This window comes from Anaerostipes stercorihominis, assembly GCF_057535655.1.
This window is the reverse complement of record NZ_BAAJCL010000015.1, coordinates 13,150-29,235: the sequence shown is the minus strand read 5'-3', so window position 1 is coordinate 29,235 and position 16,086 is coordinate 13,150. Positions and strand designations below refer to the sequence as shown.

The following is a 16,086-nucleotide window of genomic DNA, read 5'->3' as shown; positions in this document are numbered from 1 at the left end:
ATATAGAAAATGTAAGAAGGAAAATATTTGATAAATATTTTCCTTCTTTTTTTGACAATGGAAAAAATGAAAAGATCAATCACATAGACTTCTCATATGTTTCACGTGAAACATATAGAAAAGAAAAATAATAAGTGTTATAATGTGATACAAAAGGAGAAAAAAATGGGAAGAATTATTGCAATTGCAAACCAAAAAGGCGGTGTGGGAAAAACAACAACAGCAGTAAACCTTTCTGCGGCATTGGCAGCGAAAGGAAAAAAAACATTAATAGTAGATATGGACCCACAAGGGAATACTACCAGTGGATTAGGATTAGATAAAAATGAATTGGAGAAAACTACATATGAGGTCATCATAGAGGAAAATGCAATACAAGAATGTATTAGAGATGAAGTTTTTGAAAATTTATCTTTACTTCCGGCAAATCGGAATCTAGCAGGAGCTGAAATTGAACTAATGACAGTGGATAAAATGCAGTTTATTATGAAAAAAAATCTGGAAACTGTGAGAGATTCCTACGATTTCATTATTTTAGACTGTCCCCCGGCATTGGGAATGTTGACAGTAAATGCAATGACTGCCGCAAATACTGTAATTGTGCCAATTCAATGTGAATTTTATGCTCTGGATGGATTGACACAGTTGATCTACACCATTGAACTTATTCAAAAAAGTTTAAATCCTAAATTAACAATTGAAGGTGTTGTATTTACAATGTATGATGCCAGAACTAATTTATCTCTCCAAGTAGTGGAGAATGTTAAGTCTTACTTAAATCAAAATATTTATAAGACGATTATTCCGAGAAATGTACGTCTTGCAGAAGCGCCAAGTCACGGACTTCCAATTAATCTATACGATGCCCGTTCGGTTGGAGCTGAAAGTTATGCACTTCTAGCAGAAGAAGTGATCGAAAATGGAGGTGAAGAATCTTGACAGCAAAGAAAAAAGGACTGGGGAGAGGTTTAAATACATTGATTCCGAATACACCTCTTCCAGATGAAATGCCAGAACAAAAAGAGGAAAAGAAAAAAGAAGATACACATACACTTCCAATACACAAAATTGAACCAAACCCAGATCAGCCAAGAAATCAGTTTGATGAAGATAATCTTCAAGAATTAGCCGATTCGATCAAACAATATGGAGTCCTACAGCCAATTCTTGTAAATCCAAGAGAAAATTTTTATGAAATTATTGCAGGAGAACGGCGGTGGAGGGCTGCAAAGCTTGCAGGTTTAGAAGAAGTTCCGGTAGTAATTCGGAATCTGAAAGAAAATGAAACTGTAGAAATTGCGTTGATTGAAAATATTCAGCGGGAAGATTTAAGTCCCATTGAGGAAGCTATGGCATATAAACGCCTGATGGAAGAGTTCCAGTTAAAACAAGATCAAGTGGCAGCCAAAGTCAGCAAAAGCAGAGCCTCCATCACAAATTCTTTAAGGTTGTTAAAATTAGATTTACGAGTTCAACAAATGCTGGAAGAAGAGATGATTAGTACCGGACATGCCAGAGCTCTTCTTTCTATAGAGAGCGGAGATCAGCAATATGAGATTGCAATGAAAGTTTTTGATGAAAAACTAAGTGTCAGGGACATTGAAAAGTTGGTAAAGGATCTGAAAAAAATAAAAAAAGAAAAGCCAAAAGAAGAGAGTGTACATGATTTTCTATATGCAGATCTGGAGGAATCTATGAAACAGATTTTGGGAAGTAAAGTAAATATTAAAAATAAAAAAAACAATAAGGGGAAAATTGAAATTGAATATTATTCTCGCGATGAATTAGAACGCATTGTGGATATGATCAGATCAATTTAGGAGGAACATCAAATGAGAGAGATTTTAAACGGAATCGGTATAGAATACATGGTAATGGGACTTGCAGGAGTGGTCTTTTTATCTTTGATTTTAATTCTTATTTTGTTGGTAAAAGTCAGCAAATTGAAGAAAAGATATGAAAAATTTCTAACCGGAAAAAATGGAAAATCATTAGAGCAAAGTATTATTGAAAAATTTGAAAAAATGAATGAAATTGTTGTAGAGCAGGATTTTATTGAACAAGAGCTGCAGAGAATTGACGAAGAACATAAAACAAGCTTTTCAAAAATCAAGGTGTTAAAGTACAATGCATTTGAGGATATGGGAGGGGAAACCAGTTTTGTGATTGCTCTTTTAGACCATAATCATCATGGAATCTTGTTAAATGGCGTCAGCAGTCAGAATGCTACCTATGTTTATACGAAAGAGATAAAGAACGGAACATCACAAGTCGCACTGTCAAAGGAAGAAGCTATAGCTCTAGAAGAATGTATGAATCAATAAAAATTGGAGGAAATTATGTTAGACATTAAATTTTTAAGAGAAAATCCAGAAGTAGTAAAACAAAATATCCAAAACAAATTTCAAGATCAAAAACTGCCATTGGTAGATGAAGTAATTGAACTGGATAAAGAAAACCGAGAAATTAAACAGGAAGTTCAGGCTCTGCGGGCAAATCGAAATAAATTATCAAAACAGATTGGCGCGCTGATGGGGCAGGGGAAAAAAGAGGAGGCAGAAGAAGTAAAAAAACAGGTAACTTCTCAGGCAGATCGCATCGAAGAATTAAGTGTAAGAGAAAAGAATGTGGAAGAGCAAATTCAGAAAATTATGATGGTCATTCCTAATATTATTGATCCTTCTGTTCCGATTGGAAAAGATGATAGTGAAAACGTGGAACTTGAAAAATTCGGAGAACCTGTTGTTCCAGAATTTGAAATACCTTATCATACAGAAATTATGGAAAAATTTCATGGAATTGATTTGGACAGCGCCAGAAAAGTAGCAGGAAATGGATTTTATTATTTGATGGGAGATATTGCGAGATTACATTCTGCAGTTATTTCCTATGCCCGGGATTTTATGATTGAACGCGGTTTTACGTATTGTGTCCCGCCGTTTATGATTCGGAGCAATGTAGTAACCGGTGTTATGAGTTTTGATGAAATGGATGCCATGATGTATAAAATCGAAGGAGAAGATTTATATTTAATTGGAACCAGTGAGCATTCTATGATTGGAAAATTTATTGATACTACTTTAGAAGAACAAAATCTTCCTCAGACACTGACAAGTTATTCTCCGTGTTTCCGCAAAGAAAAAGGAGCTCATGGAATCGAGGAGAGAGGCGTTTATCGAATTCATCAATTTGAAAAGCAGGAGATGATTGTTGTTTGCAAACCGGAGGAAAGTAAAGAATGGTATGAAAAATTGTGGAAAAACACAGTAGATTTATTCCGTTCTATGGATATACCGGTAAGAACCTTAGAATGCTGCTCTGGAGATTTGGCAGATCTGAAAGTAAAATCTGTCGATGTGGAAGCATGGTCTCCGAGACAGAAGAAATATTTTGAAGTTGGAAGCTGTTCCAATCTTGGAGACGCACAGGCAAGAAGACTGAAAATTCGGGTTAAAGGGGAAAATGGAAACTATTTTGCCCACACACTGAATAATACAGTGGTCGCTCCGCCGAGAATGCTGATTGCATTTTTAGAGAATAATCTTCAGGAAGATGGTTCTGTTAGAATTCCGGAAGCATTGAAACCATATATGGGAGGCATGGAAACAATCAATGTACAGAAATAGAGCAAAAATTCTAATTGTAGAAGATCATGAACCGATTCAGATTGAGTTGTGTAAATTTCTGGAAAAATATAATTATGAGGCAAAGGCAGTAACGGATTATGAAAACGTTGTTCAATGCTGCTTAGAGGAACAGGCAGATTTGATATTGTTAGATATCAATCTGCCTGTTTATGATGGGTATTATATATGCAGAGAAATCAGAAATCAATCGGAGGTTCCGATCATTGTAGTCACAAGCAGAGACAGCGAAATGGATGAGTTAATGAGTATGAATATTGGAGCAGATGATTTTGTTACCAAACCATATAACACACAGATTTTACTGGCAAGAATTTCTTCACTGCTAAAAAGAACGATGAAAAAGGCAAAAGATCAGGGGATAGAGTATCAAGGATTAAAAGTTTTTCCTGAAAAAAGTACAATGTGTTATGACGAACAGGAGATCGAACTTAGCAAAAATGAAATGAGAATACTGTGTACATTGATGCAGAAGAAGGGAACGATTGTCAGCAGAGATGCATTGATGGAAAGTCTTTGGCAGTCCAATGAGTTCGTTGACGATAACACATTGACGGTCAATGTCAACCGTGTCAGAAAAAAGCTGGAAGCTGTTGGACTGAATGATTTTATTCAGACGAAACGAGGAAGAGGATATATGATATGAGTCTGAAAGAGTACTTGTGGGATCAAAAAATGATTTTGCTGCTGGAAATGCTTTTTATTCTTGTATTTAGTCTTATGTTGACCGGATTTGGGATCAATGCGTTTGCAACAATCTATGTGATTAGCATACAGGGAATTTTTTTTATCTTTGCAATGGGATATAATTTTTGCAGAAAGCATAAGTTTTACAGTCAATTAAAGAAAAATCAAGGACGTTTAGAGAAGAAAAATATTATTTCGGGTTTAATTGAAGAGCCAGATTTTTTAGAAGGTGTGTTATTGTATGACTGTTTGATTGAGTGTAATAAATCAATGAATGATGAGATTTTAAAGTATAAAAATCAGTCTTCTGCTTACCGGGAGTATGTAGAAATGTGGATTCATGAGATTAAGACTCCGCTGGCAGCAGAAAAACTAATTCTGGAAAATGCTTCCCTTGAAACAGCAAAGGCCTTGGAGGAAGAGATTGCTCTGGTAGATTACTATTTAGATCAGGCACTCTATTATGCCAGAAGTACCAGTGCAGAAAAAGATTATATGGTAAAACAGCTAGATTTACATCAAATTGTAGATCAGGCAATTCGGTCAAATGCCAAAAGAATGATTCGGGAAAAGGTAAAAGTAGAAAAAGAGGAGTTGGAATTTTCTATTTTCAGTGATGAAAAATGGATAGAGTTTATTTTAAATCAAATTATAATCAATGCTGTCAAATATCGAAGAGATCAGAAACCAATGATTCGTTTCTCTGGCAGAGAAGAAAAAGAAACTGTTATTTTAGAAATTTCAGATAATGGAATTGGGATTTCTAAGAAAGACTTGCCAAAAGTTATGGAAAGAGGGTACACTGGTGCTACGGGGCGAGTTTATAAGAAATCTACAGGAATGGGATTATATTTGTGCAGAAATCTATGCAGGAAATTGGGAATTCAATTTGAAATTGAATCGGAAGAAGGTACCGGAACGACCGTAAGAATAGGATTTCCAAGAAATTCTATGACATTTTTAAGTTAAAATAATATTGGAGGTTTTGAAAGATGTTGGCAGATTATCATGTGCATTCGCATTTTAGTGATGATACAGATTTTCCTATGGAGAAGGAAATTCAAAAAGCAATCGAGTTGGGACTGGATGAATTGTGTTTTACAGAACACGTGGATTACGGGGTTCCGACGGTAATTAACTGTGACTACGATGCTTATTTTGAAGAAATGGATCGTATGAAGAAAAAGTATCAAGAGAAGATTGCGTTGAAAACGGGAATTGAGTTTGGAATTCAAGTTCACACGGTGGATTATTACGAAAATATATTTTCAAAGTATCCGTTTGATTTTGTGATTTTTTCCTGCCATCAAGTGGAAAATCAGGAATTTTGCCGGCAGCAGGTTCAAAAAGGCAAAACGCAAAGAGAATACAATCGAAGATATTATCAGGAAATATTAGATGTAGCCAAGATTTATAAGAACTATAGTATTCTGGGGCACTTGGATGTTGTGAAACGTTATGATCTGAAAGGGGAAATCGCATTTGATGAGATCAGAGATTTAATTGAAGAAATCTTTGAAGTAATTATTGCAGATGGAAAGGGCATTGAACTCAATACATCCAGTTTTGCCTATCAATTAAAGAGTTTGATGCCATCCAGAGAAATACTGGAGTTATATTATGACATGGGGGGAAGAATCATTACGATCGGTTCTGATGCTCATAATGCAGACCGCATTGGAGATCACATAAAAGAAAGCGAAGAGATTTTAAAAGAAATCGGATTTGGAGGAATCTATACATTTGATCGGATGGAACCCAGATTTCATTCCTTTTCATAGAAAAATTAAAATCAGGCGCCGGAATTGTTCCGGCGTCTGATTTACTGATCTAGTAAAATAAGAGCAATAAAAATCAGATCATCATCGCCGATATTTTCGATGGCGTGCCCAGAACCGCTGGCTGTAAAGGTTGTGTCACCTGCGTGAATTTCATAAGTAGTGCCATTGTCATTGTAGAGAGCGCTGCCCTGAAGAATGTGATAGGCTTCTCCTTCTCCCTCGTGCATATGATAGCCAAGAGAACAACCCGGAGGGACAATCACCTTGCCAAAAAGGCGGCTGCTGTTTTTCATTTCCGCTTCTGTCAGAAAACTTACTTTTTGAATCGGGGTTTCACATCCATTGGCGCTTTTTAATGTTTCTGTAAGTACATCTTCTTTTTTTAAATACATGAAATTCTCCTCCTTTTTTGATGCCATAAAATTAGTATAGTATCTTTTTATCGGAATAGCAAATGAAAAGATGACAAAAGTGTAAGATTTCCGTAAGGTAGTTCGATGGAAGAAGGAAGAATTCAATGGTAAGATAAAGACAGCTGAAAGGAATACTGATAAGGAGATGAAAAAAATGAACCCTGTATTAAAAGTAGAAAATATTGAAAAGTATTATGGAAACAGACAAAATTTAACAAAAGCAGTAGACCGAATTAGTTTTGATGTGGAACCGGGAGAATTTATCGGCATTATGGGAGCATCAGGAAGCGGAAAAACAACGCTGCTCAACTGTATATCCACAATTGACCGGGTTACCGCGGGAAATATCTACATTAACGGTATGGAGATCACAAAACTGAAAGGAAAACATCTGTCAAAATTCAGAAGAGAAGAATTAGGTTTTATTTTTCAGGAATTTAATCTTTTAGATACCTTAACTGCGTACGAAAATATAGCACTTGCATTGACAATTATGAAAATCCCCGCAAGAGAGATTGATGAAAGAGTTCGATCTATTGCAGAGAAATTAATGATTACAGAAATTCTCGAGAAATATCCGTACCAAATGTCCGGAGGTCAAAAACAAAGAGTTGCCAGTGCCAGGGCAATGATATCCAATCCTTCGATTATTTTGGCAGACGAGCCCACAGGAGCCCTGGACAGTAAATCGGCAAGGATGCTGCTGGACAGCATGGATACAATGAATGTCGAGCTGGGGGCTACGATTTTAATGGTTACCCACGATGCATTTACTGCAAGTTATTGCAAAAGAATTTTATTTATTAAGGATGGGAAAATTTTTAATGAGTTGATCAGAGGACAGGATTCCAGAAAACAATTTTTTGATCGGATTATTGAAGTTGTGACTCTGCTGGGAGGTGACAGTACCAATGTATTCTAAAATTGCATTTAGTAATGTAAAGAAAAGTATTCGGGATTATACTATTTATTTTCTCACATTAACCTTCGGAATCTGTCTATTCTATATGTTTAATTCCATTCAGTCACAGCAGGCGGTTTTAAAAATTAATGAAAGTCAGAGATCTATGATGGAGCTTTTGTCATCTATGATTAATGGAATATCTGTTTTCATAGCAGTGATTCTGGGATTTTTGATTATCTATGCCAATCAATTTTTGATGAAGCGCAGACATAAAGAGATGGGGATCTATTTAATTCTTGGAATGGAGAAGGGGCAAGTATCAAAAATTCTGATCATTGAAACAATGTTTATCGGAATCTTTGCTTTGATTGTGGGATTGGCAGCCGGAGTTTTTCTATCTCAGGGACTGGCAGTGCTGACGGCAAAAATGTTTTCCGTACAAATGAAGGAATTTGGATTTGTTTTTTCCACAGATGCATTTTTTCAAACTATCTTGTATTTTGCGATTATTTTCATCATTGTAATGATTTTTAATGGAATTTCAATTTCAAAGTATAAATTGATTGATCTGATAAATTCTGCGAAAAAGAATCAAAAATTAAAAGTCAATCATTTATGGTTTTCTGTTGTGATGTTTATCATTTCGGCATTGTGCATCGGCTGGGCATATCACTTGATCATTGAAAACGGAATGCTGGAAGCCGATCTGAATTTCTGGATGAGTATTTTGCTGGGAATTGCAGGAACCTTTTTATTTTTCTTATCGCTCTCCGGATTTCTGCTGCGTCTTGCCAAAAGCAATAAAGCATTTTACTATCGGGGACTTCATATGTTTGTTCTGCGCCAGATCAACTCCAAAATTACAACGGCTTTCGTATCAATGACAATGCTTTGCCTGATGCTGTTTTTGGCAATCAGTGCGTTTGCCACAGGAACAGGCATGGCAGCAACTGTAAAAAGTGATTTGAAAGATGTTACAAAGTTCGATTATGGATTTTATGATTACGAGACAAAACAGGAGGAAACGAAGAATCCTGATTATTTGACGCAGCAATTAAAAAAAGACGGTATTGATTTGACAAAAGATGCCAAAGACATTGTGCCAGTCATGCTGTTTTCTGATACAAGTGATATGACAAAATCTAAATATACCATGGAAGAATTTATGAAGGGAAGGGAGGAGCTGGCAGATTTTCCGAAAACGCAGATGAAAGAATTATATAAGGTGCCGATCAGCTTTGTGAGATTATCGGACTACAATAAATTTCGTAAAGTGACAGGAAAGAAACCGTTGACATTGAAGGATCATCAATATGCATTGAGCTGCAACTACAGTAATTTGATTGAAATGATGCAGCAGGCGGTCAAAGATCGTCAAAAGCTGCATTTCGGAAAGGAAACGTTTGATTTAAAGTATCAGCTGCTGGAGGATACATATTTTATATCCACAGGAAAATATGATGCCGGAACTGTCATTGTAAATGATGTATGGATTGAAAAGCTGGGTCTGCATCCGATCACAACTTATGTAAGCATCAATTGGAAATCAAATGGAGCTAAAGTGTCAAAGCAAATGGATGAACAGCTGGAAAAAACTTATGGTCTGGAAAAACAAAAACCATTTACAACTTCTATTTCAAGAGAGAATGTTTATGTGTCAAACACAGGACTAAGTACAATGGTGACTTATGTTGCTGTGTACATCGGATTGGTATTTCTGATTACCTGCGCTGCTGTTCTGGCATTGCAGCAATTAAGTGAGAATGCGGACAATATTGAGAAATATCAGCTACTGGATAAAATCGGTGTGCCGAAAACAATGGTTTATGGTTCTATCAAAGCACAAATTATAATCTATTTTCTGATTCCTCTAAGCCTTGCGCTGGTTCACTCTTATGTGGGGATTACAACAGCCTCCAGCTTAATTTCCACATTAGGACATATGGATATTACCAGTGCGGTAATGAAATCTCTTATTACCGTTTTAATTATTTACGGAGGTTATATGCTTGCCACTTACTTTGGAAGTAAAAGTATGCTGAAGGGAAAATAAAATTTATTTTTAGAGAGATGTGCAAAATATCAGTGCTGCACGTCTCTTTTTCTATTATAAAATGCTCCGCGGGCTTGTTGTGATATAGGAACTGCGTTCTCTACAAGTGACTGAAAATGAAAGAAAATGATTGACTTTGACTGAAAACGTGATATACTGAAAGGGAGAGAAATGAGGTGAATGTATGCTGCCGCAGGAAAGATTTGAAAAAATTTTAGAGATTGTGAAAGCACAGCAGTCAGTCACTGTGACTGAGCTTACGAATCGGCTGAGAACGTCGGAATCCACAATAAGAAGAGATCTGACAGAGTTGGATCAAAAAGGACTCCTAACAAAGGTTCACGGCGGGGCAACGGCACGCAAGTCTGTATTGTTAAGAGAAGAAGCTGTCATTGCAAAATCAAAGAAAAATCTCCATGAAAAGCGAAGGATTGCAGAGTATGCGGCAAGATTGATTGAAGCAGGAGATTTGGTATATCTTGATGCAGGAACAACGACAGAGATGCTGCCAGACTATTTAAAGGAACCAAATGCAGTTTATATAACCAATGGTATTTCACATGCCAGAAAGCTAATGAACAAAGGTTTTGAGGTACATTTGATTGGCGGAGAAATCAAACCGGCAACCGAAGCAATTGTCGGTGAAGAAGCAATGGAACATTTGGAGAAATATAATTTTACCAGGGGATTTTTCGGAACCAACGGCGTTGATCTTGAACATGGAATGACAACGCCGGATTTCAGAGAAGCCGCTGTCAAAAGGAGTGCGATAAAAAAGTGCAGAAACGCTTATATTCTGGCTGACCATAGCAAGTTTGATAAAATTTCAGCTGTTACGTTTGCAGATTTACAGGATGCATTGATTCTTACAGATGATCTGACAAATGAAAAATATAAGAACTTAGAAAATTTACAGGAGGTAATTCATGATTTATACAGTAACATTTAATCCGGCAATCGATTATGTGATAAAAGTGGATGATCTGACTCTGGGTACGGTAAATCGTACGATAAAAGAAGACGTTTATTGTGGGGGAAAGGGAATTAATGTATCGAGGGTGTTGTCCAATCTTGGAATGGAGAATACCGGACTTGGGTTTATTGCGGGATTTACCGGAGACGCAATCGAAGCAGGAGCAAAAAACTTAGGATTTAAACCGGAGTTTATTAAACTGCGGGAAGGAATGACAAGAATTAATGTGAAAATTAAATCCGGGGAAGAAAGTGAGATTAACGGAATGGGACCGATCATTCATGAAGATGAACTGGAGATGATGTTTCAAAAGCTTTATGAGCTTCGGGACGGAGATCTTCTGGTTTTGGCAGGAAGTATCCCGGCAAGTCTTCCGGAAGACATTTATGAGCGGATTATGGATCGGCTACAGAAAAAGAAAATTCAAATTGCTGTCGATGCAACGAAAGATTTATTACTGAATGTACTAAAATATCATCCGTTTTTGATTAAACCAAATAATCACGAGTTGGGAGAGATGTTCGGAGTTGTACTGAAAAACGAGGAAGAGATCATTGAATATGCGAAGAAACTGCAGGAGAAGGGCGCCAGAAATGTTTTGGTATCAATGGCAGGAGACGGAGCCATTTTGATTACTGAGGACGGTGATGTCTATGTGACGCCTTGTCCAAAGGGGGAAGTGAAAAATTCTGTGGGAGCGGGAGATTCTATGGTTGCGGGATTTTTAACCGGTTATCTTCAAAGCGGAGGAGATTACAAAGAAGCACTGAAAATGGGAACTGCGGCGGGAAGTGCCAGTGCATTTTCGGAAGATCTTGCCACCGGTGAAAAAATCATGGAATTATATCATAAATTGTAAGAAAAATTTAATAGGAAGATAATATCTTTATGTTAGAATAAATCTGGTAGCAATGTCAGATTTATTTTAATATAAAGAGAGTTTGGAGGGGCAAAGATGACAAAACAAGAGATCAGAATACTGATTCGGGAGCGTCAAAGAGGTTTCGATCCAATCCGTCGGGAAATTGCACAGCAATCCATTTTAAAACAGGCAGCAGAACTTTCAGAATATCAGAAGGCAAAAACAATTTTTTGTTATGTAAGTACGCTGGAGGAAGTGAATACATGGCCGTTGATTGCCCATGCACTGGAGGTGGGAAAACGAGTTGGGGTGCCGAGATGTATTGGAAAAGGAAGGATGGAAGTAAGGGAGATTCATCGTTTAGAACAATTAGAAAAGGGGGCTTATGGAATTATGGAGCCTGCAAAAGATTGCCCTGTAATCGGGAAAGAAGAGATTGATCTTGGAATCATCCCCTGTGTCAGTGCGGATCGTCAGGGACATCGTTTGGGACATGGTGCGGGATATTATGATCGTTTTCTGGAGAAAGCAAAGTTTCCTAAAGTACTGTTATGTTTTCGGACTCTGATGATGGAGGAAATACCGACAGAGAAATATGATGTGCAGATGGATCGGGTGATTTTTGAAAAAGAGGGGGAAATGCTGTAATGAAAAGGATCGTAAAAAGAGCAGTAGTTTGTTTGATGGCGGCAGGATTATCCTTTGGGATAATCTGGACAGGAACAGAGGTGAAAGCCGGCGAGCGTCATTTTTTGGAAGAAAAGCAAACAAGGTATATACAGCCGGAAGAATGGAATCCTGCGGAAATTAAGGCATATCAGTTTGATTCCTCTGATGAATATGACGGGTATCTTTTGTCAGGAGGGATGAAATATTTTAATAAGAATTTTAAGAAATCGGATCGGATGGTAAAAATTCAGATTGTAGACTCCGGGTATTTTGTGCTTTTATCGGAGAATGAGGATCAAACAGATGTGGTGCTGTATGACAAAACGAAGAAAAAGGTGTTGGCCAGATCAACAAAAGACGATGATATGAAATATAGCACAAGGGTGAAAGTCGGAGAAGTATTTTATGTTAAAATGCCGGAAAAAGTGAATCATATTATTTTGATGCCTGCGGTTATGAAAGAAAGCTTTGGGGCTATGAAGGCAGAGAATACTTATTATCAGGCAGGAACGGGAGCGTTTACATATCATCCGTTTTCTGTTTCCAAACGGTCGGCTGTGGAAATTACAATTTCTTCACTGCTGAAAAACGGAGGGGCAACCGAAGTATTTTTGGAAAAATATACAAACGGCAGATGGAAGAAGATCGCATCTGAAGTAAAATTAAATTATAGTTCAAAGGATGATAGCTTTGTTTATGGATTAGCCTCCGGAAGATATCGGATGGCATTGAGATCGGGGACGAGACAGCTGGTATCAGCTTCTTATTCTAAAATGACAGTCAAGAAAAAGGTTTCTTTTAAAAAGTCAAAAGCAAACGTTATAAAATTGGAAAAAAATATTTATAATCTTTATACATCGAAAGAAAAAGCAGCCAGATGGTATCGGATTCAGGCAAAGGCTGAGAAAAACAGGAGAGAATTGAGCTTTGGAAAAGATACGGTGTCCGGAGGATATCGGTTTACAATTTACCGAAAAGGAAGAAAGAAGCCGGTGAGAACTGTCAAGGTTAAGAGCAATATCAATGAAAAAATAGTGAAGCTGCCAAAAAAGAGGGGAACTTACTATATTAAAGTATCAAAGTTAACAAATGATACCAATGGCATTTATGAAATTGGATATTATTAGTCTTTCATGGAGGTAGGAAAGGAGACTGAGTATGAAAAAAATCAATTTATCCAGCAAAGCCTGTCTATTGCGCAGCCTTATGAATTCACGAATCCTATTTGGATATAGAGTCTCAATCATGAGCAGTATCATAATTTTTGTAATGACATTGTCTGTGATTTTTACCGCGAAGCCTGTAAAAGCAGAGGAGCAGATGTGGTCTTCAAAAGAGATAATGGAAATGTCAAAGAGTGGAAAGAATATCTCATCTGCCAGAAAAACAGAACCGGAAGAGTGGAATCTAAAGGAGATAAAGGCGTATAAGTTTGCTGGGATTGAGGAAGCAATGAAATATATGCTGATCAGCGGAGTCAAGTATTATAATCAGACGTATTTTTCCGCTCCTTACAAAATTAAAGTAAAGGTTGTGGAATCGGGTGCCCTGTCTTTGATGATGACAGCAGATAATGAAAAAAATGGTGTTCTTTATGACCAGAATATGAGCTATATCCAAAGAATTCCTTCAACAGGATTTGTAAAAGTGGATGCCAGAGCCGGAGAATACTTTTACGTAGAATTTCCTGCCAATGCAAAGGAGGGTATCATCACAGCCTGCGTTTTGGAAAATCAGTTTCAGAGTTTAAAAAATGGAGCGGTGAAGATTCAAAAAGGAACCGGAAATTTTACCAGACATGCATTTCAGGTGAAAAGAAGATCCCGTGTGTGTCTGACCCTGCAGACGATCGATGGAAATGCCGGAAAAGCAGAGATGTATCTGCAGAAAAAGAGTAACGGTACATGGAAGAAAATCGGAAAAAAACGGTTTGTATCAGGAGATGGAGCCAATGTAATGTATGGTCTTTCTCCGGGCAGCTATCGTTTGATGTTGAAATCAGATACAAAACAGGGCGTTTTTGTTTTGTGTGATCGAACAGCAGTCAAAAAAAAGGTATCTTATAAAGCATCGAAAGCTAAAAATCTGAATGTTGGAAAAACAATTTCCAATCTTTATACGACGGGAGAGCAAGCGGCTCGATGGCATCAGGTTTCTGTGACAACAAAGAAAAAACAGAGAAAATTGAAATTTACTGTGTCAGCGAACCAAGGAGGATTTCAATTTAAAATCTATAAGGAAGGGAGTCAAAAGCCATATAAGATCGTAAGATTAGCAGGAGAACGTTCTAAGACGTTCAAACTTCCGCGAAAAATTTGCACTTATAAGATTCGTGTATCAAAAATCAGTAAAAAAACCAATGGAACGTATAAAATAAAATATAAGTAAGGATGCTTTCCAGTCAAAATACGTGCAGGTTTAGCTGTATTTCATCAAATATAATAATGAAGCAGAGCAAGTTCAGGGTAGAAAGAACTGCTCTGCTTTATTTATTCAAAGAATTAAATTCCGGAGGAAAGCTGATTGGCAAGATTTACAATGGTCTCAATAGGATTGGCAAGTTTGCTTTGATTCATTGTATGAATGTAATCCTGACGATGTTCATAAACGGTATTGACGGCATTTAACAGTGTATCGCCGGTTACATTTTCTTCCTGAAGAACATAGCTGTAGCCTTGTTTTTCAAAGGATTTTGCATTTAAAATCTGATCTCCGCGGCTGGCATCCAAGCCAAGGGGGATGAGAATGTTTGGTTTGCGCAGAGCAAGAAGCTCGCAAATCGCATTGGCTCCGGCGCGGGAGATAACCACATCTGCGCACGCAAAATAGTGTTTTAATTCTTTTTTTACATATTCAAATTGCTGATAACCTTTTCGATTGAGGAGACCGGAATCCAGGTTTTTTCGACCGCACAAATGAATGATTTGATATTTTTCAAGCAACGGATCTAAATGATCTCGAACAGCACGGTTGATGGCAACGGAACCGAGACTTCCTCCAATAATCAAAAGGACGGGTTTTTGGCTGTCAAATTCACACAGGCGCAGTCCCTCCTCCCTGCTGCCCTGAAATAATTCTTCGCGAATGGGAGAGCCGGTTAAAACCGCTTTTCCCTCGGGTAGGTGGTGAATGGTTTCAGGAAAGTTACAGCAAACTTTACTGGCGCTTGGAATACTTAATTTGTTGGCAAGACCCGGGGTCATATCAGATTCATGAATGATTACCGGAATCTGAAGTTTTTTTGCAGCTATTACAACCGGGACGGTAACAAAGCCTCCTTTTGAAAAGACAACATGTGGTTTTAGCTTTTTCAGCAAATTCTTTGCTTCAAAAAATCCTTTGATCACACGGAAAGGATCTGTGAAATTTTTCAGATCAAAGTAACGGCGGAGTTTTCCGGAAGATATTCCATAGTAAGGAATTCCGATATCCTCGATTAGCTTTCTTTCCATGCCATCATAAGATCCAATGTAAGAAATATCATAACCTTCATCAATTAATTTGGGAACCAAAGCCATATTTGGTGTCACATGTCCGGCGGTTCCGCCGCCGGTTAATATAATACGTTTCATTCCTTTTTCACCTGCCTATTGATTTTTTTTGTATTCCATCAGAGCTTTGGACAACTGGTCCGGGCAGGATGTACCGCGGAAACCACATTGAATGCCGGACAGCTTGTCAATGACTTCTTCAACTGGAAGTCCTTTGGCCAATGCTGCCACGCCGGTAGTATTTCCCTGGCATCCTCCGACGAAACGAATATCCTTTAAAATGCCATCTTCTATTTCAAATTCAATTGCACTAGAACAAGTACCTTTTGTTTTGTATAACATAAAAATCCTCCTGTAACTGTATCAATACAATAAGAGTATACCTTATCGAGCGAAGCTCGTCCAGTGCGCAGCACTATGTATTTACGAGTGCCCCAGAGGGTATACCTTATCGAGCGAAGCTCGTCCAGTGCGCAGCACTATGAAATGAGGGAAAGAAAATTTTGTCATAATCTTTTTTGACAAATATATCGGTGTTTTATCTAGCACAAAAAAATATCTCATGGTAAAATTATATACGAAAAGATTCATTGATATTCGTAAGAAAAA

17 protein-coding genes are annotated in these 16,086 nt (G+C 37.5%); 14 read left to right on the top strand and 3 right to left on the bottom strand.

Annotated features, from left to right (window positions below):
* Positions 1 to 165: 165 nt before the first annotated feature.
* From AC27EF_RS11820 to AC27EF_RS11790, 7 genes are read left to right on the top strand one after another with little or no spacing between them, the layout of a single operon-like run.
* Positions 166 to 939 (top strand): ParA family protein, encoded by a 774-nt coding sequence (locus tag AC27EF_RS11820; protein WP_487110988.1) that lies wholly within the window; start codon positions 166 to 168, stop codon positions 937 to 939.
* Positions 936 to 1,820: a ParB/RepB/Spo0J family partition protein gene (locus AC27EF_RS11815; protein ID WP_487110987.1), complete on the top strand. Its 885-nt coding sequence runs from the start codon at positions 936 to 938 to the stop codon at positions 1,818 to 1,820. Before AC27EF_RS11820 ends, AC27EF_RS11815 begins: the two co-directional genes overlap by 4 nt.
* Positions 1,821 to 1,832: 12 nt before the next feature.
* Positions 1,833 to 2,324, top strand: coding sequence for a DUF4446 family protein (locus AC27EF_RS11810; protein WP_487110986.1), 492 nt, complete (start codon positions 1,833 to 1,835; stop codon positions 2,322 to 2,324).
* A 15-nt stretch (positions 2,325 to 2,339) separates the two neighbouring features.
* Entirely contained in the window at positions 2,340 to 3,626 is a 1,287-nt protein-coding gene (serS, locus tag AC27EF_RS11805) for a serine--tRNA ligase (RefSeq protein WP_487110985.1), read from the top strand.
* Positions 3,613 to 4,290, top strand: a complete 678-nt coding sequence (locus AC27EF_RS11800; RefSeq protein ID WP_487110984.1) for a response regulator transcription factor — start codon at positions 3,613 to 3,615, stop codon at positions 4,288 to 4,290. The genes serS and AC27EF_RS11800 overlap by 14 nt, the downstream gene beginning before the upstream one ends.
* Positions 4,287 to 5,300 (top strand): sensor histidine kinase, encoded by a 1,014-nt coding sequence (locus tag AC27EF_RS11795; protein WP_487110983.1) that lies wholly within the window; start codon positions 4,287 to 4,289, stop codon positions 5,298 to 5,300. Before AC27EF_RS11800 ends, AC27EF_RS11795 begins: the two co-directional genes overlap by 4 nt.
* A gap of 23 nt (positions 5,301 to 5,323) precedes the next feature.
* On the top strand, positions 5,324 to 6,112 hold the full coding sequence (locus AC27EF_RS11790; RefSeq protein ID WP_487110982.1) for a histidinol-phosphatase HisJ family protein: 789 nt from the start codon (positions 5,324 to 5,326) through the stop codon (positions 6,110 to 6,112).
* A gap of 41 nt (positions 6,113 to 6,153) precedes the next feature.
* On the opposite strand, the gene AC27EF_RS11785 is transcribed toward AC27EF_RS11790, so the two are convergent.
* On the bottom strand, positions 6,154 to 6,504 hold the full coding sequence (locus AC27EF_RS11785; RefSeq protein ID WP_487110981.1) for a cupin domain-containing protein: 351 nt from the start codon (positions 6,502 to 6,504) through the stop codon (positions 6,154 to 6,156).
* Between the two features lie 175 nt (positions 6,505 to 6,679).
* On the opposite strand from AC27EF_RS11785, the gene AC27EF_RS11780 reads away from it, so the two are divergent.
* From AC27EF_RS11780 to AC27EF_RS11750, 7 genes are all read left to right on the top strand, one after another.
* Positions 6,680 to 7,447, top strand: a complete 768-nt coding sequence (locus AC27EF_RS11780; protein WP_487110980.1) for an ABC transporter ATP-binding protein — start codon at positions 6,680 to 6,682, stop codon at positions 7,445 to 7,447.
* The gene (locus AC27EF_RS11775; protein WP_487110979.1) at positions 7,437 to 9,482 is read left to right on the top strand and encodes an ABC transporter permease; all 2,046 of its coding nucleotides are present in this window, start codon (positions 7,437 to 7,439) and stop codon (positions 9,480 to 9,482) included. Before AC27EF_RS11780 ends, AC27EF_RS11775 begins: the two co-directional genes overlap by 11 nt.
* A 184-nt stretch (positions 9,483 to 9,666) precedes the next feature.
* On the top strand, positions 9,667 to 10,431 hold the full coding sequence (locus AC27EF_RS11770) for a DeoR/GlpR family DNA-binding transcription regulator (protein WP_487110978.1): 765 nt from the start codon (positions 9,667 to 9,669) through the stop codon (positions 10,429 to 10,431).
* Entirely contained in the window at positions 10,409 to 11,314 is a 906-nt protein-coding gene (gene pfkB, locus AC27EF_RS11765; protein ID WP_487110977.1) for a 1-phosphofructokinase, read from the top strand. Before AC27EF_RS11770 ends, pfkB begins: the two co-directional genes overlap by 23 nt.
* A 96-nt stretch (positions 11,315 to 11,410) precedes the next feature.
* Complete coding sequence (locus AC27EF_RS11760) at positions 11,411 to 11,965, top strand: 5-formyltetrahydrofolate cyclo-ligase (protein WP_487110976.1); 555 nt, start codon at positions 11,411 to 11,413, stop codon at positions 11,963 to 11,965.
* On the top strand, positions 11,965 to 13,113 hold the full coding sequence (locus tag AC27EF_RS11755; protein ID WP_487110975.1) for a hypothetical protein: 1,149 nt from the start codon (positions 11,965 to 11,967) through the stop codon (positions 13,111 to 13,113). Before AC27EF_RS11760 ends, AC27EF_RS11755 begins: the two co-directional genes overlap by 1 nt.
* Before the next feature lie 31 nt (positions 13,114 to 13,144).
* Positions 13,145 to 14,374, top strand: coding sequence for a hypothetical protein (locus AC27EF_RS11750; protein WP_487110974.1), 1,230 nt, complete (start codon positions 13,145 to 13,147; stop codon positions 14,372 to 14,374).
* Positions 14,375 to 14,487: 113 nt separating this feature from the next.
* Here AC27EF_RS11750 and murG read toward each other — a convergent pair whose 3' ends face one another.
* Both murG and AC27EF_RS11740 read right to left on the bottom strand, forming a co-directional pair.
* Positions 14,488 to 15,558 (bottom strand): undecaprenyldiphospho-muramoylpentapeptide beta-N-acetylglucosaminyltransferase, encoded by a 1,071-nt coding sequence (gene murG / locus AC27EF_RS11745; RefSeq protein WP_487110973.1) that lies wholly within the window; start codon positions 15,556 to 15,558, stop codon positions 14,488 to 14,490.
* Positions 15,559 to 15,573: 15 nt separating this feature from the next.
* The gene (locus AC27EF_RS11740) at positions 15,574 to 15,819 is read right to left on the bottom strand and encodes a TIGR03905 family TSCPD domain-containing protein (RefSeq protein ID WP_487110972.1); all 246 of its coding nucleotides are present in this window, start codon (positions 15,817 to 15,819) and stop codon (positions 15,574 to 15,576) included.
* Positions 15,820 to 16,086 lie beyond the last annotated feature (267 nt).